This is a genomic window from Massilia sp. Soil_C_3 (assembly GCF_057657035.1).
Map to the genome: position 1 here is coordinate 222,547 of NZ_JBDGJG010000008.1, position 18,084 is coordinate 240,630.

At 67.3% G+C, this 18,084-nt stretch carries 14 protein-coding genes; 4 read left to right on the forward strand and 10 right to left on the reverse strand.

Features of this window, described 5'->3' with window-relative positions:
* Positions 1-28: 28 nt before the first annotated feature.
* Entirely contained in the window at positions 29-1,141 is a 1,113-nt protein-coding gene (locus AC3A6F_RS18165) for a Gfo/Idh/MocA family protein (RefSeq protein WP_487683149.1), read from the reverse strand.
* Positions 1,142-1,290: 149 nt separating this feature from the next.
* Between AC3A6F_RS18165 and AC3A6F_RS18170 the strand changes: the two genes are divergently transcribed.
* Positions 1,291-2,247: an SMP-30/gluconolactonase/LRE family protein gene (locus tag AC3A6F_RS18170; RefSeq protein ID WP_487683151.1), complete on the forward strand. Its 957-nt coding sequence runs from the start codon at positions 1,291-1,293 to the stop codon at positions 2,245-2,247.
* A 151-nt stretch (positions 2,248-2,398) separates the two neighbouring features.
* Here AC3A6F_RS18170 and AC3A6F_RS18175 read toward each other — a convergent pair whose 3' ends face one another.
* Positions 2,399-2,800 (reverse strand): hypothetical protein, encoded by a 402-nt coding sequence (locus AC3A6F_RS18175; protein ID WP_487683153.1) that lies wholly within the window; start codon positions 2,798-2,800, stop codon positions 2,399-2,401.
* Between the two features lie 129 nt (positions 2,801-2,929).
* On the opposite strand from AC3A6F_RS18175, the gene AC3A6F_RS18180 reads away from it, so the two are divergent.
* Positions 2,930-3,829 (forward strand): alpha/beta hydrolase, encoded by a 900-nt coding sequence (locus tag AC3A6F_RS18180; protein ID WP_487683155.1) that lies wholly within the window; start codon positions 2,930-2,932, stop codon positions 3,827-3,829.
* 12 nt (positions 3,830-3,841) lie between these two features.
* Here the strand turns inward: AC3A6F_RS18180 and AC3A6F_RS18185 are convergent, their stop codons facing one another.
* The 4 genes from AC3A6F_RS18185 to AC3A6F_RS18200 form a co-directional block, all read right to left on the reverse strand.
* Positions 3,842-4,303 (reverse strand): metallophosphoesterase family protein, encoded by a 462-nt coding sequence (locus AC3A6F_RS18185; RefSeq protein WP_487683157.1) that lies wholly within the window; start codon positions 4,301-4,303, stop codon positions 3,842-3,844.
* A 12-nt stretch (positions 4,304-4,315) separates the two neighbouring features.
* Positions 4,316-4,606, reverse strand: coding sequence for a DUF378 domain-containing protein (locus AC3A6F_RS18190; RefSeq protein WP_487683159.1), 291 nt, complete (start codon positions 4,604-4,606; stop codon positions 4,316-4,318).
* A gap of 111 nt (positions 4,607-4,717) precedes the next feature.
* Positions 4,718-5,335, reverse strand: a complete 618-nt coding sequence (locus AC3A6F_RS18195; protein WP_487683161.1) for a YcbK family protein — start codon at positions 5,333-5,335, stop codon at positions 4,718-4,720.
* A gap of 127 nt (positions 5,336-5,462) precedes the next feature.
* A complete protein-coding gene (locus AC3A6F_RS18200) occupies positions 5,463-5,987 on the reverse strand; it encodes a GNAT family N-acetyltransferase (RefSeq protein WP_487683163.1) in 525 nt (174 codons plus the stop codon).
* 205 nt (positions 5,988-6,192) lie between these two features.
* Here AC3A6F_RS18200 and AC3A6F_RS18205 point away from each other — a divergent pair, with 205 nt between their 5' ends.
* Both AC3A6F_RS18205 and AC3A6F_RS18210 read left to right on the forward strand, forming a co-directional pair.
* Positions 6,193-7,212 carry a sulfate ABC transporter substrate-binding protein gene (locus AC3A6F_RS18205; protein WP_487683164.1) on the forward strand — a complete coding sequence of 340 codons (1,020 nt, stop codon included), beginning with the start codon at positions 6,193-6,195 and terminating at the stop codon, positions 7,210-7,212.
* A gap of 289 nt (positions 7,213-7,501) precedes the next feature.
* Complete coding sequence (locus AC3A6F_RS18210; RefSeq protein WP_487683166.1) at positions 7,502-8,452, forward strand: serine hydrolase; 951 nt, start codon at positions 7,502-7,504, stop codon at positions 8,450-8,452.
* Between the two features lie 43 nt (positions 8,453-8,495).
* Here AC3A6F_RS18210 and AC3A6F_RS18215 read toward each other — a convergent pair whose 3' ends face one another.
* The 4 genes from AC3A6F_RS18215 to recC are packed head-to-tail and all read right to left on the reverse strand — an operon-like array spanning position 8,496 to position 18,020.
* The gene (locus AC3A6F_RS18215) at positions 8,496-9,041 is read right to left on the reverse strand and encodes a hypothetical protein (RefSeq protein WP_487683168.1); all 546 of its coding nucleotides are present in this window, start codon (positions 9,039-9,041) and stop codon (positions 8,496-8,498) included.
* A gap of 9 nt (positions 9,042-9,050) precedes the next feature.
* The gene (gene recD, locus AC3A6F_RS18220; protein WP_487683170.1) at positions 9,051-10,973 is read right to left on the reverse strand and encodes an exodeoxyribonuclease V subunit alpha; all 1,923 of its coding nucleotides are present in this window, start codon (positions 10,971-10,973) and stop codon (positions 9,051-9,053) included.
* Positions 10,960-14,637 carry an exodeoxyribonuclease V subunit beta gene (gene recB, locus AC3A6F_RS18225; protein WP_487683172.1) on the reverse strand — a complete coding sequence of 1,226 codons (3,678 nt, stop codon included), beginning with the start codon at positions 14,635-14,637 and terminating at the stop codon, positions 10,960-10,962. The genes recD and recB overlap by 14 nt, the downstream gene beginning before the upstream one ends.
* Positions 14,634-18,020 (reverse strand): exodeoxyribonuclease V subunit gamma, encoded by a 3,387-nt coding sequence (gene recC, locus AC3A6F_RS18230; RefSeq protein ID WP_487683174.1) that lies wholly within the window; start codon positions 18,018-18,020, stop codon positions 14,634-14,636. Before recC ends, recB begins: the two co-directional genes overlap by 4 nt.
* Between the last annotated feature and the right edge of the window lie 64 nt (positions 18,021-18,084).

Genomic DNA, 18,084 nt, shown 5'->3' on the forward strand with positions numbered 1-18,084 from the left:
CTTTATAACCGAAAAATACCACGAACGCCTAGCCGCGCAGGACGATTCGTTTCTGTTCTCGCGCCGAGCGGTAAACAGCCTCGATGATGCAGATGTCGCGTAAGCCTTCCTCGCCCGGCACGATGGTCTCGCGGTTTTCCTTCACGCATTGCGCCATATGGTCGAGCTGGCCGACCCACTGGTTCGCATACGGTCCCGCTGGCGGCGTGACCAGGGTCTTGTCGCTGCGCTCGCCGCCGACCCACATGCGCTGGCCGCTGTAGGCGGTGGCGGGCTCGAGCTCAATCCGCCCCTTGTCGCCCATCAGCACGAACTGGTTGCGGTTGGCGCTGTACATCGACATGCACGAACCGATGACGCCGGACGGGAATTCGAGCTGGAAGTCGATCATGTCCTCGACCTCGCTAAAGCGCGGGTCGCTGCGGTCGGTGGTTTCCTTGGCGAACACGGCGACCGGCTCCTCGCCGGTCGTGTAGCGCGCCGCCTGCAGCGCGTAGATGCCGATGTCCATCAGCGAACCGCCGCCCGATTGCGCCTTCTTCATGCGCCAGGTATTCGGGTCGCGGGCAGTGAAACCGTGTTCGGAGCGGAAGTAGCGCAGCTTGCCGATGGCCCCGCTGCGCGCCAGGCGGATCGCCTCGACGTTGTGCGGCTCGAAGCGCGAGCGATAGCCCAGCATCAGCTTCTTGCCGGCCTTGCGGCAGGCGGCGATCATCTGCTCGCATTCCGCCACGCTGACCGCCATCGGCTTTTCGCACATCACGTGCTTGCCGGCCTGGGCGGCGCGGATCGTGTACTCGGCATGCATGAAGACGGGCAGGCAGATGTAGACGATGTCGATGTCGGGGTTGTCGCGGATGCTGTCGAAATTCTGGTAATCGTAGATGCCGCGTTCGGGGACGCCATATTCGGCCGCCACCTTCTTCGCCTTCGCCGGATCGCCGCTGACCAGCGCCACCAGGCGGCTGTGCTGGCATTCCTTGAACTGGGGAATGATGCGACCCAGTCCATAACCGCCCAGGCCGACGACCGCATAGCCCAGCTTGCGTTCGGGATTGGCCCAGGCCGGCATGCCCACCGCGCCGGCCGCCAGCACACCACCCGCAGCCATGACGAGGCTGCGCCGATTCAGGTCGATCATTCAGGTCTCCTTGCAGAATGTGTCGTTCGAATGCCGTACCGGTCCGGCGGCGCGGCGGGTTACCATCGTAATAAGGATACAATTGATTCGATTGAAATGGTAGCGTTAACACAGCGCGCCATCCCAGCATTCATAAGGAGACCACATTGATGACCCGATCCCATCCATTCCGTTTCGCCCCTCTCGTTCGCGCGGTGCTTGCGGCCAGCGTGGTGGCCGCCCTGCCGGCGACCGCCATGGCCGCCAGTTGCAGCGGCAAGCCGCCGTCGGGCGAACTCAAGGCCGAACGGATCGCCGCGATCAAGCCCTCGCGCAGCGAGCCGGGCCTGTACGAAGGACCGGTATGGATCAGGGACGCGCTGTACTTCTCGGACTTCAGCTTCAGCGCAGGGTTTCCTTCGCGCGTGCGCAAGTTCTCGCCCGACGGCACGGTGAGCACGGCAATCGAGGATGCCGGCAGCAACGGCCTGGCGGTCGACGCCAGCGGCGCGCTGGTCGCCGCCACCCACAAGTACAAGGCCATGTCGCGCTATGACATCGCAACTGGCAAGCGGGCGGATGTCGCCACCCGCTATCAGGGCCAGGTCTTCAATTCGCCGAACGATATCGCGATCGCGGCCGACGGCGCCATCTACTTCACCGACCCGGACTACCAGAAGGCCGCGGCGCCCGGCGGCCAGCCGGTGACCGGCATCTACCGCATCGCGCCCGACGGCACGGTGACGCTGGTGGACGGCACGCGCAAGAATCCGAACGGGATCGCACTCTCGCTGGGCGGCGACACCCTGTACGTGAACGCGAGCGACGGCGCGGTGCGCGCCTATCCGATCAAGGACGGCGTGCCGCAGGCGGGCCGCGATGTCATCCGCGGCATCGAGAATGGCGACGGCATGACGCTCGACTGCCACGGCAATCTGTACGTGACCGAGCATGCGCCGAAGCGCGTGCGCGTGTTCACGCCGCAGGGCCGCGAACTGGCGACGATCCGCACGGACGCCAACGTCACCAACGTGGCCTTCGGCGGCGCCGACGGCAAGACCCTGTACATCACGGGCGCGGGCGCCGTGTGGCAGGTGCGGCTGGACGTGACCGGCCTGCCCTACTGAAGCAGGAATGATCAGCCAGCCGAAACTACGCAGTTAACCCGTCGTTCCCGCGCAGGCGGGAACCCAAGTTCTGCCCGCGCCGCCGAAATGCTTGCAACTTAGGTTCCCGCCAAGGCGCCCGGCGAGGGCGGGAACGACCGAGAAGCTGACATCACCAGGCGCGGCGCGCGGCCGCACCGAAGTTATGGCCGGTCACCAGCGTCGTGCTCTGCACCAGCATCGACAGACCGAGGATCAGTTGCACCAGCCTGTCGTCCGGCAGCAGCCAGTAGTGGCCGCGCGGCTGCTCGGCGCCGGTGGCGGCCATGACCAGGGGCGCGATCCACGCGGCGTCGTCGTCGACGTCGAGCACGATCGCGTCTTCCGTCGTCTGCATGTGCACCGTGCCGCCCTCGGCCAGCGTGAAACAGATGCCGACGCCGGTCTCTTGCGGCCGGATCAGCTCCTGCATCGCGGCGTTGTGCTCGTCGATCCAGAGTTCGACGTCCTGCGGCGTCTCGAGGGGCGTCCAGGGGCGGGGTTTGAAGCGGGGTTGGTCGGACGGGAGAGTCATGTGCTGCGCAGTTGATGAAACGGCCCCTATCTTAAGGGATTTCGGGCGCCCGCGCCCGGCCCTGGGAGTGCTTTCCTGACACAACGAGCTATGTGACAATGCTTGCACGACAACAACAAAGGTCTTCGCGTGAAAGCAATCCTTGCCGCCTGTGTGTTTTCTCTCTCGACGCTCGCGGCCGCCGCTCCCGCCGCCCCGCCACCTTACGTCCTGACCAATACCGAAGTGCACGACGTCCGCGCCACCACCCTGGGGCGCGACTACCAGGTCTTCGTCGCCTTGCCGGATTCGTATGCCACGGGCAAGCGCTCCTATCCAGTCGTGTTCGTGGTCGACGCCGACTACGCCTTCCCGGTGGTGCGCAATATCGCGTCGCGCCTGAATCGGCATGCGGGCATGGAAGAAGCCATCGTCGTCGGCCTGTCGTATGCAAAAGGCGACGGCGCCGTCTTCAGCCGCCGCCGCGACTATACGCCGACCACCCCACGCAAGCATGCCTACCGCTCGGACAAGCCGGGACAAGCGCCCGCCTTCGGCGAAGCATCGGCCTACGGCCGCTACCTGACCGGTGAAGTCCTCCCCTTCATCGCCCGCCACTACCGCGCCGACATGAACCGCAAGATCTTTGTCGGCCACTCCTACGGCAGCCTGCTCGGCCTGCAGATGATGCTCGATGCGCCGCGCAGTTTCGAGCACTACATCCTCGGCAGTCCCTCGCTATGGTTCGACGCCGGCATCATGTTCGAGCGCGAACAAGCCTATGCCGCGCGCAACAAGGATTTGCCGGCCAGCGCATTCTTCGGCATCGGTAGCCTGGAGACCCTGGCGCCCGGCAAGAAGCGCTCGCGTGCGGAAGAAGATGCCGACATGGTGGCCGACCTGCGCGAATTCGATGCGGCGCTCAAGGGTCGCGGCTACAAGCACCTGCGTACCCGCCTGAAGGTGTTCGCCGACGAAGACCACGCCAGCGTGTTGCCGATGGTCGTCACCCACGGCTTGCGGGCCTACCTGGCAACGCAAAAGAAGTGAGGCGGCGTTGGCTTACGGTACGTCGAGCGTGACCAGCCGCACGTTCACCCGTCCATCTTCGACCAGCAGTTCGCCGACCGACACCGGCAAGGTGAAACGGCGCCGTCCCGCGGCGCCCGGATTGACGTAGAGCACGCCACCACGTTCTTCGCAGGCGGGCTTGTGCGAATGGCCGGTTACGACCACGCGCACGCCTTGCGCGGCCGGATCGATGGCGAGTTCCTTGAGGTCGTGCAGCATGTGGATGACGATGCCGCCGAGGGTCAGGGTGACGGTCTCGGGCAAGGCTTGCGCCCAGTCACCGTAGTCATTATTGCCGCGCACGGCGGTCAATGGCGCCAGCCCGGCGAGCTGGTCGAGGATGTCCGCGCCGACGATGTCGCCGGCGTGAAGGATGTGGTCGCTGCCGCGCAGGAAATCGAGCGCCTGTGGCCGCAGCAGCCCGTGCGTGTCGGAAATCAGGCCAATGCGCACGGGCCGGGTCGCCTAGTGCCGCTTGCTGCTGGCCATCTTGGCCATGGTGTAGATCGAATACAGCGCGGCCAGGCCCACCACCACATACACGATGCGGGTCAGCGCGGTGCCGGGACCGAACAGCGTGGCGACCATGTCGACGTCGAACAGGCCGACCATCGCCCAGTTGAGGCCGCCGATGATCAGGAGCGCCATCGCGATATAGTCGATGGCGGACATGGCCGGGCGCTCGCGCGCGTGGATGTTGACGCGGCGGTCGGGCACGGACCGGCGGTCCATGGTTGGTGCATTGATTGTTGCCATCACAGCCTCCTTGGAAAGACGTGGGACAGCCAGGGCGTCCTGCCCCGGCACTTGACAACAATACTATCCCAAGTTACCGGACACGTTCGCACGCATCGGCGGGATAGCAAATCACCCCTTCCAGGTACGTTCGAGGCCAGTATCGGCATGGATCCAGCCGCCGCGCGGCCCCGAGCGGTAGTAGTAGCCAACCCCGCCGCCGCGGAAGCTCTTGATCAGGCCGCCGAGCACTTCTTCGTTGAGGCCGGCGATGCGGATGTCGGCCGCCTTGCCTACCATGTGCAGCGACTGGCGCGCGGCCGGGATGCCCGCTTCGCGCAGGCGCGCGTTCGATGCCGCCGAGCGGTAGCCCGACAGGATTTCGAGCGGCTGCAGCAGGCCGTAGCGGGCGATGAAGGCCTGGGTGCTCCACAGCATCTCGAGCAGCTTGGGATCGATCCTGGCGGTGGCCTTGCCGTTCACGTCGCGCAGCAGGTGGCACAGCTGCTCGTAAGCGGAATCGATCACTTCGCCATCCTTCCAGTACAGCACGCTGGCGCGTTCGCCGCTGGCCGGACGGGTCACGGACAGGGTGCGCGGCTTGACCCAGAAATCCAGGTCCAGCGCTTGCGAGTCGAACAGGTCGGGAGGCGGTTGGAGGTCGGTGGCGGCGGCCGCCAGCGGCGCGCCGAGTGCGCCCAGCGCAGCCAGGCGGGCACTATGGTGAAGAAAATCTCTGCGTGAAGCCATGGGTGCGGATCCGTTACTCGACAATTGCGATGGTGCGTACTATAGCGTATCCGACAAGCATGCAGAAGTGTTCACGAAGCGTGCAAATGTTATCGCTTTGTTGCACGTTGGCGCGAGGCCCGGGTATTTACTCGCCGCAGTTGCAGAAGCGCTTGCGCGCCGCCGGGTCGCAGGCGCCGTCGAGGCGCTTCCAGAGCAGGTCGCATTCGAGGCCGAAGCAGGCTTTTTCTTTGCCGGCATTGATAAAGCCGTGGCGCTCGAAGAACATGCTTGCGCCGGCCGGGCTGTGCAGGTGCAGCTTGCTGATGTTCCAGGCGCGCGCCTGCTCTTCCACCGCATCGAGCAGCGCACGGCCAACCCCGCAGCGCAAGGCGTCCGGCAGCACATAGCACAGCGCCACCTTGCCGGCCTGCGTCAACAGGGTCAGGCCGACCAGCTCGCCTTCGCTCTCGGCGACCACCGCGTAATTGGTGGGCGAGGCAAACCAGCCGACGATATTGGCGGGCGTCTTGTTGCCGAGCCAGGCGCCAAGCACGCCGGGCTGGTCCTGGTGGTCGGCGCGGCAGCCCTCTTCGATCGAACGGCGCAGCAGATTGCAGGCAGCCGATGCATCGTCAGGGACAGCCCTGCGGATTTCAATACGCGTGGACATCAATCATCTACTTGGAAACGGACATGAACGAACGATGACGCGGCATCGCACGACCTCGACTATACACCGAAAGTAAGAGACCCTGCCGGCGACACGGTCAAACGCGTTCCCCATATAACCATATGACGAAACTATTGTTCCGTTTGTCGCGAGAATTAGGGAACATGCACTCTGTCACTAATACTTCCTTAAGCGAGAACACATAATGCGCGACAACACTCCGAACACGCTGCGCCGCTCGATCCTGGCACTGACCCTGGCGCTCGGCAGCGCACTGCCCCTGCACGCCAGCGCGGCCGATGCCGAACTGCTGAACGTGTCCTACGACGTCGCGCGCGAACTGTACAAGGAAGTCAATCCTGCCTTCATCGCCTCGTATAAACAGCAGACCGGCCAGACCCTGACCATCAAGCAATCGCACGGCGGCTCGAGCAAGCAGGCGCGCGCCGTGGCCGACGGCCTCGAGGCGTCGGTGGTGACCATGAACCAGGCCAACGACATCGACCTGCTGGTCGACCGCGGCCTGGTGGCAAAAGACTGGGCCAAGAAGTTCCCGAACAACGCCACGCCGTATTATTCGACCATGGTGTTCCTGGTGCGCAAGGGTAATCCGAAACAGGTGCGCGACTGGGCCGACCTGGCGCGTCCGGGCGTGGCCAGCATCATCCCGAATCCCAAGACCTCAGGCAATGGCCGCTACACCTACCTCGCAGCCTGGGGCTCGGTGATCAAGAAAGGCGGCAGTGAAGCGCAGGCGCGCGACCTGGTCGCGAAGATCTTCAAGAACGTGCCGATCCTGGACGGCGGCGGCCGCGCCGCGACCACCACCTTCACCCAGCGCCAGATCGGCGACGTGCTGGTGACCTTCGAGAACGAAGTCAGCATGGTGCGCCAGGAATTCGGCAACGATTTCGAAGTGATCTATCCGACCAGCTCGATCCTGGCCGAATCGCCGGTGGCCGTGGTCGACAAGGTGGTCGATCGCCTCAAGGTGCGCCAGCCGGCCACCGCCTACCTGAACTTCCTGTACACGCCGGCGGGCCAGGAAATCGGCGCCAAGCACTTCATGCGCGTGCGCTCGGAAACGGTCATGAAGAAGTATGCGGCCAACTACAAGCCGATCAACCTGTTCACCGTGGACGAGGTGTTCGGCGGCTGGACCGCGGCCCAGAAGCGCCACTTCAACGATGGCGGAGAGTTCGACAAGATCTACCAGGCCAAGTAAATCCGGCTTGATACCGAACAGCCCTGCCCTGCGCAGGGCTGTTTTGTTTGATATGCACACAAATTAGTCACTCGACATTTCTATGTGACATGAGTTGTTAATCTTGCGCATTACCTGCGTCACATTTCCGACAAAAAATGGCTTCCCATAGGGGAATTTGCTTGTGCGCCATAGACATGCAGCTGGGATGGATGATATTGTCCTTACTCTAGTTGCCCTAGAGATAGATGTTGATCCTGCGCCGCCTGGCGCCCCGACGTTCAACTTCAACCCAGATTTCATACAAATAATGATCAAGAAACTGTTCGCAACGGTCCTGATGACCTTTTCGGCTGCGGCATTCGCCGTGCCGTTCGGTTCGCAATCGGTGCTCGTCGTGGAAGACGAGACCGGCAAGATCCTGCTTGAGAAAAATGCCGATGCGGTCGTGCCGATTGCCTCGCTCACCAAGCTGATGACGGCAATGGTCGTGCTCGACGCCAAGCTCGACATGGACGAGATGATCGAGATCGACCGTGAAGACGTCGATCGCGTCAAGTTCAGCAGCTCGCGCGTGCCGGTCGGCGCCAGCATTGCGCGCCGCGACGTGCTGCACCTGGCCCTGATGTCGTCGGATAACCGCGCCGCCGCCGCCCTCGCCCGCACCTTCCCGGGCGGCAAGGAGGGCTTCAAGGCCGCCGTGCGCCGCAAGATCCGCGCGCTGGGCATGAGCCAGACCGAGATCGAAGAGCCGACCGGCCTGTCGCCGCACAACCGCTCGAACGCGGCCGACCTGGTCAAGATGGCGTCGGCCTCGACCCGCTATCCGGAAATCGTGCGCATGACGACCGAGACCCGCGAAATCATCGACATCAACGGCCGCGGCGTCGAATACCGCAATACCAACCGTCTGGTCGGCGCCAAGGGCTGGGACGTCGGCCTGTCCAAGACCGGCTTCACCAACGAAGCCGGCCGCTGCCTGATCATGAACATCACCGCCGCCGGCAAGAAGGCGACGCTGGTGCTGCTCAATGCTAACGCCTCGTCGGCGCGCGTCATGGATGCGCTGAACATCCGCCGCTTCATCACGGGCGACGAGCCGGTGGCCAGGGTGGCGCGCGCCGCGGGTGGCCCGCGCATCAAGGCCAGCGCCGGCAGCTCTAAGGCCAAGGCCCGCGCCAAGTCGAAGGGCTCGAAAGCCAAGGCGACCAAGAAGCGCGCCTCGGCCAAGGTCAAGGCGACGCGCAAGCGCCGCGACTAAGGTTGCATCGTCCCAATGACAAAGAGGCCGCAAGGCCTCTTTGTCATTGGGGTGGCGCCACCTGGGACCCGGGCGGCCAGACGGTCTTCGCCATGCATTCCGTCCTGAAGTTCTTCCTGTCGGGCACACTTGCGGCCCAGTCACGCAAGTCGAACAGCAGCTCCCGGCCGGCCACCAGCGGCCGGCCGTCGCCCGCGTAGCTGTCGACCCAGCCATACACGCGGCCTTGCGCATCGTACTCATCGGTAAAGGTGTAACGCAGCCTGCTGCCGTCGCGCAGCTGCAGGTAGACGAGATTGCGCAGGTGGTTCGGGAAGCCATCGCCCTCAGGACCGTCCGCCAGGCGCCGGTTCAGGATGCCGGCCAGCGCCACGTGCCGGGCGCTATCCCCGGTCGTCGTGAAAGTGCAGCCTTGCCGCGCCAGCCCCGACTCGGTCAGCGGCGCGCGCGGATAGATCCCGGATGGATACAGGACGACCGTCGCGGATACGATCCGCTCGCCATCGAGCGGCGCGCGCGACGACGCCGGCGCGACCGGCGCTCCGACCGATCCGAGGCAGAACAACAGCAAGGATGCGGCAAGGCGCATGGCGTTCTCCTAGGCCACCAGCTCGCGCAAGCCGCTGGTGCGGTGGGTACGGCTGGCGATCGCCTCGCGCAGCACGTCGGCGCTCGGGGTCACCAGCGTAAATTCACGGCTGGCGCGCGTGATGCCGGTGTAGACCAGCTCGCGCGTCAGGATGGCGTTGCTCTCGCGCGGCAGCGCCAGCACCGTGTGGCGGAACTCCGAGCCTTGCGATTTATGCACCGTCATCGCGAACGCCGTCTCCACATTGCGCAGGCGCGTGGCCAGCACGCTGCGCACCTTGTCGCCTTCTAAAAAATAGACCCGCTGCGCACCAGGACGCGCCGGGTCGGCCAGGGTCACGCCGATGTCGCCGTTGAACACGCCGGTCGAATAGTCGTTGCGGGTCACCATCACCGGCCGGCCCGCATACCATTCGGCGCCGCGGCGCAGCAGGCCGCCGGCCTCCAGGCGCTTCTCGATCGCCTCGTTCAGGCCCGACACGCCCCACTCGCCATCGCGCACCGCGCACAGGATGCGGAAGGTCTCGAAGCTCTGCAGCACCTGGCGTACCCAGTCCTCGTCGCCCGCCGTGCCGCCCTTGAGCAATTCGAGGTAAGGGGCGTAGCCGGCATGCGCCAGTTGCAGCAACTGGGACGGTTGCGCGTGCTCGATCCAGCGCACGCCCTCCGGGCTGGAGCGCAGGACTTCCCCGGCGCGCGCCATGTCGCCGGCATTGACGGCCAGCGCCAGCTGGCCGATCGGACCGCCGAAGCGGCGGCTGTGGCGCAGCATCACGGTCTGCTGGGCCAGCGGCCCGCCCTCGCCCGCGTACTCGGCGGGAATCGTCTCGCCGCTGGCCGCCCCCACATAGCCGATGGTGTCCGCGTCGTAGTTGCCGGCCTGCGCGTCGTGGCACAGGTCGCCCAGCACCGCGCCCGCCTCCACCGAGGCCAGCTGGTCCTTGTCCCCCAGCAGGATCAGGGTGGCGCCGGCCGGCAGCGCGTCGAGCAGGCTGGCCATCATCTCCAGGTGCACCATCGAGGCTTCGTCGACGATCAACACATCGACGTCGAGCGGATTGCCGCGGTGGTGGGCAAAGGCGCGGGTGTCGGGCCGCGCCCCGAGGAGGCTGTGCAGGGTGCGCGCGGCGCCCATGCGCGCGGTCAGGTCGCGCAGCGGCAGCTCGGCGCCCACGCGGTCGGCCAGTTCGCCAAGGGCCTTGTCGATCGACTGCTTCAGGCGCGCGGCCGCCTTGCCGGTCGGCGCGGCCAGGGCCACCCGCTGGCGCCCGGCATCCGGCGCGGTCGCGAACAGCAGCGCCAGCAGGCGCGCCACCGTATAGGTCTTGCCGGTGCCAGGGCCGCCCGTGATGATCGCGACCGACCCGCGCAGGGCCACGGCGCAGGCCAGCTTTTGCCAGTCTGGCTGCGCGGCGCCCGGCGCCGCCACGAACAGCTTGTCGAGCCAGGCGCGCACCAGGTTTGTGTCCACCGGGTGGGTCGCCTCGGCGCGTTCGCGCACGGCGCGCGCGACCTGCGTCTCGTCGCGCCAATAGCGGCGCAGGTACAGGCGCTCGCCGTCCAGCACCAGCGGCTGGTCGTAGTCGAATTCCTCGCGCACCCATACCTGCTCACAGCTGGCCAGGAGCTTCCTCCAGCCCGCCACGCCCCGCGGCAGCGGCGCCGCGGCGCTCGCCAGCTGCACCCATTGCTCCTCGCTCCAGCCCAGCAGGGTCGCGGCGCTCGTCGCCAGGTCGGTCAGCTGGACGCAGCTGTGGCCATGGCCTTCGAGCTCGGACAGGATGGCCGCGGCCAGCACCAGCGGTGGCGGCGCAGCCCCCAACTCGGCGATGAAGCGCGCGAAAGCGCTCGACAGGCGGCGCAGCTCGCCCGCCTCGGTCAGCGTGCCGATCTCGTGCCACAAGGCTGCGCTATCGAAGTCAGTCTTGCCCATGCTTTTCCTTGTCCAGCAATTTTTCGAGTCCGTCCAGCAGCTCCAGGTCGGGCGCCAGCACGCAGCAGCCGCGCGTGTCCGGATTGGCGATCCCGCGCAGGAACATGAAGATCGCGCCGCCCAGCTGGTATTCGGGCTCGTAATCCTCGCCCAGGCGCGCGCGCAGCAGGCGGTGCAGCGCCAGCAGGTAGATGCTGCCCTGGATCTCGTAGCGGTGTTCGGCCATGCCGGCCTCCATCGCCGCCTGGCTGTAGGCGGCATCGCCCGTCCCCAGCGCATTGGTCTTGTAGTCGAGCACCCAGTAGCGCCCTTCGTGCTCGAACACCAGGTCGGCGAAGCCCTTGAGCATGCCGTGCAGCTCGCGCTCGGGCAAGACCGGCCGCTCGATACCGTTAAGCAGGTGCGTGCGGCACAACTGGTCCAGCGCGGGCAGTTCGAGGCGCTCGCTGGGGAACCAGAATTCCATCTCGGGCAGCACGCCCTGCAGATCGCGCAGCGCGGCGCCCAGCGGCGGCAGCGGCGTGTCGACGATCGCGCGCAGCCAGGTCAGCGCGTCGTCGAGCCGGTTACCCCAGCCGGCGCGCTCGATGCGCTGCACCAGCCGCGTCTCGCAATGGGGCTGGTCGAGGCAGTCGAAGCCCTCGCGCGCCAGCCATTCGAGTTGTTCGTGCATGAAGTTGCCCGGCACCGAGCCGCGCGGGAAGCGGTGCCAGGCGACGTCTTCGATGCGCGGCGGCTGCGGCACCTGCGGCGCTTCTTCCAGCAAGGTCTGTTCCTGGGCCCGCATCGGCGTCGGCGGCGGTGCCACCGCATGCCGGGTCAATGAGGTGAACGAGCCGATCGACCAGTCCTTCTCGAAGTCGGCGCGGTACACCGGCGCCTCAAGCAGTTCGGGACGCACATCCTGGCGCGCCAGCATGGTGATGCCTTCTTCCGGCTCGAGCTCGTTCAAGACAATGCCGCCGCCAGTGCCGGCGACCGCGGCGAAATGGTCGCGCAATCGGTCGGCCGGGATCGGCGCGCCGCCGGCCAGCAGGTAGCCGAGCGCCGATTCGTGCAGCCGGTTCTCGCCCTTGCGCGTGCCGGCCACCGCCGCCGCGCCCAGCCACAGGAAGTAGCGCGCCCGGGTCAGGGCCACGTACAGCAGGCGCAGGTCTTCCTCGATGCGGGCGCGGTCGACCGCTTCCAGCGCTTCGTCGGACAGCGCCAGGTCGAGGTGGCGGCTGCCTTCGTCGTCCACGTATTCGAAGAAGGCGCGGTTGCGGCGGTTGGTCGCGCGCGCGGTCACCGCGAACGGCAGATACACCAGCGGATACTCGAGGCCTTTCGACTTGTGCACCGTCACCACCTTGACCAGCTCGGCGTCGCTTTCCAGGCGCAGCACGCGCTCGTCGCCACTGGCGCCCAGCCCCTCGATCTGCTCGGCGAACCAGCGGATCAGGGCCTGCTCGCCCTCGAGCTGGGCGCTGGCCTCTTGCAGCAGTTCGGCCAGGTGCAGCAGATTGGTCAGGCGCCGTTCGCCGCCCGCTTCGGCCAAGAGGCGCGCCGGCAACTCGAGTTCGTGGATGAAGGTGCGCAGCATGGCCAGCACGCCGCGGCGCTGCCAGGCGCCGTGCAGGGTTTTCAGTTGCTCTACCCGCCGCTCCCACGCCAGCTCGTCGCTCGACAGCCGGGCCAGTTCGCCCATCGGCAGCCCCGCGGTGCGGGTGGCGAAGGCGGCGCGCGCCAAGGCGCCGTCCAGCGGATTGGCGACCGCGTACAGCCAGCGCAGCACGTCGGCCGCCTCCTCGCTCTCGACGACCGAATCCTTGTCGGACAGGTAGACGCTGGCCACCTTGCGCCGCACCAGCGCCTGGCGCACCGCGGCAGCCTCGCGCCGGTCGCGCACCAGGATCGCGATATCGGCCGGCATCAACCGACGGAAACTGCCGTCTTCCTCATCCTGGAATCCGACCCGCTCGTCGTTCAGCAGGCGCACGATGTGCTCGGCGCAGTGGTGGGCGAAGAAGCTGCGATAGTCCTCGGCATTGAGGTCGTCGCGGCCGGTGGTGCACACGGCCAGCGCCTCGATTTCGCCGTCGCCGTCCGCATCTCCTCCGATTCCGATCAGGCGCTTGCTGTGGCCGCGCGCCCGGACCGCGTCGAACGGCAAGGGATTGTCGTGGCCGCGCCGGAAGCGAAAGGCCGCCGCCGCATGGCCGGGCCGACCGTCGCCGCCCTCGGCGTGCAGGAACAGTGCATTGACCGCCCCCACCAGCGCCGCCGTCGAACGGTAATTGGTGTCGAGCTGGTAGTGACGGCCGCTGGTGGCGCGCCGCGCGGACAGGTAGCTGTGGATGTCGGCGCCACGAAAGCCATAGATCGACTGCTTGGGGTCGCCGATCAGGAACAGCCCTTGCTGCGGATCGTTGTCGCCTACCCGGTACAACTGGTCGAAGATGCGGTACTGGTCGGGCGAGGTGTCCTGGAATTCGTCGACCATGGCCACCGGATACTGACCCACGATGCGTTCGCGCAGCGCCGCGCCGTTTTCGCCTTCCAGCGCCAGCTTGAGGCGCTCGAGCATGTCGGCAAAGCCGAACTGGCGGTTGCGGCGCTTGAGTTCCTGCATGCGCGCGCCGATGTGGCCGGCCCCATGGCGCAGCAGCGCATGGGCGATCGGATCGATCGCCGCCAGCGCCTGTTGCAGCGCGGCGGTGCCGTCGAAGCAGGCCGGGACGTCGGCGCTGAAGTCCTTGCTGAAGGCGTCCACGATGCCGTCCGGGGTCAGGCGCCGCCAGGCGGTGTCGCTCAGGTCGGGCATATGCCGCGCCGGGTCCGCGGCCCAGGCGCGCAGCGCCTCGAACCACTTGACCAGCGAATCGGCGCGCATCTTGTTGCCGTTGAAGCATTTGGGCGCGCGTTCGCGGTGGCCGGCGATCCAGCGCTCCATGGCGTCGGCGCGCTCGATCCAGCCGTGCTTCAGGCGTGCCAGCTCGTCGCGCTGGACCTGGGCCAGGCGCGTCACCAGCTGGCCCAGCGGCGCGCGCTCCACCTCGCCCAAGAGCGGCCCGCGGTGCACCAGCTCGCGCACGCTGGCCTTGAGCGCCTCGACGTCGCTCCAGGTATCCAGCACGACAGCCAGGTTCTGCGCATTGAGCGGATAAACGTGCTGGCGCCAGTAATCGTGGGCGGCGTCCTCGAACAGCATGCGCTCGTCGCTCACCAGTTCTTCGTCGAACAGGCTGCCGCTGTCGAAGGCGTGCTCGCGCAGCATGCGCTGGCACCAGGCGTCGATGGTGAAGATCGCCGCCTCGTCCATCGTCTCGGCGGCCAGCATCAGGCGGTGGGCGGCGACGCTGCGCTCGCTGCCCGGCGCATAGGACTCGGCCAGCTCGTCGAGATAAGGATCGTCGGCGTCAAGCTCGCCACGAAAATAGGCCGCCGCCTGCACCAACCGTTCGCGCACGCGATTGGACAGCTCGCGCGTGGCGGCCCGGGTGAAGGTCATCACCAGGATTTCAGACGGCAATAACGGCCGCACGAAGGCGTCTTGGCCGCCATGGCCCAGCACCAGGCGCACGTAGAGGGCGGCGATGGTCCAGGTCTTGCCGGTGCCGGCCGACGCCTCGATCAGGCGCGAACCGTGCAGCGGGAACCGGATCGCTTCGAGTTTGCTGCTCATGCGGACAACTCCTTGATCGTGACGGCGCCATCCATCCAGCGCGCCAGCGGTCCATACAATTCTTCGGCCAGGTCGGGCCAGCCGCCGGCGGCGCGCAGCGCCTCAAAATCGGGCCACAAGCGCGCCAGGCACAGGTCGTCCACTTCTCCACTGAGCTCGAAGCCGCCGTCATAGGTGGCGCGCGGGTCGCCGTCTGCCAGCTGCGCCAGCGCGGTGCGGCAGGCCACCGGCAGCGGGGCGTTCAGGTTGGCGCGCCACAGGCGCACCAGGTCGCCCAGGATCTGCAGCGACTCCTCCTCGGCCAGCGGCGCCATCTCGAGCACCGCGTCGCGCGCGACCAGGTAGCCGGCCACCGGATGGCCGGCCGCGGCGCTGCCCAACTGGCGCAGCCACGGCGCGATCAGCTTGTCGCCACGTGGGCGCCCGTTGCGGTCCAGCACCTTCGAGGACAGCTGCATCAGCCAGGCGGTGTGTTCGCCATTGCTGTTCTTGCTCCTGAGGCGGTCGATCCAGTCGTCGAGCGGGATGCCGTGCAGTTCCAGGCTGAGCGCCTGCTTGGGCGCCGTCTCGGGAAAGCGCGCACCCAGGCGCAGCCACTCGGTGCGCACCGGCGCCAGGCTCTCGACCAGCTGCTCCTGCCACATGCGGCCCATCAGCCCGATCGGCAGCACGCCCTCTCGCGCCAGCCGCCCGGCGCGCGTGGCCAGCGTGGCGCGCACCTCGTGCAGCTCCTCGGGCTCGCCGCTGTCGTCGAGCAGGTGGTCCTCGATCTGGTAGCGCTCGAGCGCGTCGAGCGCGAACGGTTCCTCGTCTTCTCCGACCTGGGCAGCGTCGGCGAATACCACGCCCAGGCGGCGGCGGAAGAAGTAGCGCGCGGGCTGGCGCAAGAAGCTGGCCAGCTCGCCCAGCTTGAGCACGAAGTCGGACTCCAGCTCGTAGGCCGGCAAGGCGTCGCCCGCTTCCAGCCGCTCGGCGCCGTGGGCCAGGCGCCATTCGCCGGCATAGGTCAGCAAGCCGCCCTGCTGGAAATAGACGCGGCTGAAAGGCTGCAGCGCGTGTTCGGTCGTCAGCGCATGCAAGTCCAGGTCCCAGCCCTCTTTCAGATAGTCGCGCAGCTGCGACACCAGCACCGATGGCGGCTGCTCGCTGTTGTCGCGCACATTGCGGCCCACCCAGCTCACATAGAACTTGTCGCGCGCCGCCAGCAGGGCTTCGAGCATCAGGTAGCGGTCGTCGTCGCGGCGCGAACGGTCGCCGGGGCGCGCCATGCCCGGCAGCGCCAGCAGGTCGAAATCGGCCTGGCGCGCGCGGCGCGGGAAGTCGCCGTCGTTCATGCCCAGCAGGCACACCACGCGGAACGGCACCGCGCGCATCGGCATCAGGGTGCAGAACGTTACGCCGCCCGAGACGAACTGGTGGTTCAGGGTCGGCTGGTCAAGCTCGCTCATCCAGGCTTCGCGCAGCACCGCCAGCGGCACCGGTTCATCGAAGCCGGCGGAGTCGCAGGTCTCGAGCCAGCACTGCAAGCCTTCGTTCAGGCTTTGCAGGGTGAGGCGGTCGGCTTCGTCGCTGGCGGCGTAGAAGCATGACAGCATCTCACGCGCCGCCTCGCCCCACGCCGCCGGCGTGCGCGGCGTGTCGAGCCGGGCGCGCCACGTGAGCAGGCAATCGACCAGCTGCGCCAGCGCGCCGGCCAGCGCCGCATCCAGCCCGCCGACTTCTGCATAGGGCTCGATGTCGGCGAAGCTGGCGCCGGCGCCGCTGGCGTAGCCGAGCAGCATTCGCCGCACGCCGAAGATCCAGGCATTCTGTTCGCCGGCCATGCCCAGGCCCAGGCCTGCGCGGTGTTCATGGTCGAGGCCCCAGCGCACGCCGGCGCCTTCGATCCAGCGGCCGAGGGTGGCCAGGTCGTCGTCGCCCAGGCCGAAGCGGCGCGCCACGGCCGGCACGTCCAGCAGGTCGCGCACCTCGCTCTGACGGCAGCGCTGCTGCGGAAGGCGCAACAGCCATTCGAGCGACACCAGCAGCGGATTGACGCTGCGGTCGCGCATATCGCCGATCTCGAACGGGATGCGGCGCAAGTCGCGCTGGCGATGCTGGTCGAACACGGCGTGGATCGCCGGCGAGAAGGCGTCGATGTCGGGCACCATCACCACCACGTCGCGCGGCCGCAGGCTCGGGTCTTGCTCGAACCACGACAGCAATTGGTCGTGCAGGACTTCGACCTCGCGCTGCACGCTGTGGGTGACGTGGAATTCGATCGAGCGCTCGCCCGGCGCCGGCGGCACTCGCGGATGTTCGGACAGCGGCAGCAGGTCACGCACCGCGGCCTGGACTTGGCCCAGCAGGGTCGCGCCATCCTCGTCGGCGAACAGGTCGACCCGCAGCGGCGCATCCGTATCTTCGCCCCGATCCTGGTTGTCGAATTCGTCCAGCATGCGCACGAAGTCGCGGCCCTGGCGCCCCCAGCTCGCCAGCAGCGGGTGGCTGTGCGCGTGCAGTTCCTCGATCGGGATGGCGCCCAGGTCGACGCCGTTGCGCTGCGGCTGGCGGCGGCGCGCGGCCTTGAGCAGGTCGCGGCCGTCGATGATGTCGCCCCAATAGAAGCGGCACGGGTTCGGCACCGCGAACAGCACTTGCGTGTGGCGCGCGAGCGCGGCGATCGCCTGCAGGGTCTGGTAAGGCAGGGTCGACATCCCGAACAGCACTACCCGGCGCGGCAGGCGGCCGGCAGGCGCCTGGCCGGCCTCGATCGCGGCAAGGAATTGCTGATGAATGGTGGCGCGACCGCTATCGCGCTGCGACTCGTCCAGGCTGGCGTGCACGGCGCGCCACAGGCAGGCTTGCCAGCGCTGGTCCGGCGCCAGCGGCACTGGGTCGCCGGCGGCGCGGCGCAGCTGGTCGCGGCCCGCGGCCCAGTCGTCCAGCCAGTCGGCGCGGTAGACCTGGTACTGGTCGTACAGGTCGGCCACCCGTTCGGCCAGCTGCAGGCGGCGCTCGGCATCGCCATCGGCCAGGAAACGCGCCAGCGGCTCGTAGCCATCCTCTTGCAGCAAGGTGGGCAACAGGCGCATCAGGCGCCAGGTGAGCGGATCCTTGTCGAACGGCGCGCGGCTGGGCACCCGCTCGCGGCCCAGCATGCCGCGATAGGCTTCCCACATGAAGCGCGCCGGCAGCGCCACCTTGGTGGCGGCGCACACGCCGTTCTCCTCGGCCAGCGCGATCTTGAGCCATTCGGCCACGCCGTTGGACTGCACCAGGAAGATCTCTTCTTCCAGGGGGCCCAGCGGACGGTTGCGCAGCCAGTCGAACACGGCGCTGCGCAGCAGCTCCATCTGGTTGCCATGGAGGATCAGGAGGCCGGGAGTGATGGGGGAAGGCATGCGTGAAGCTCGAACGTTCGGGTCCACAGCATACCGTGTTTGGGCCGCCCGCGGTAGGGCGGCA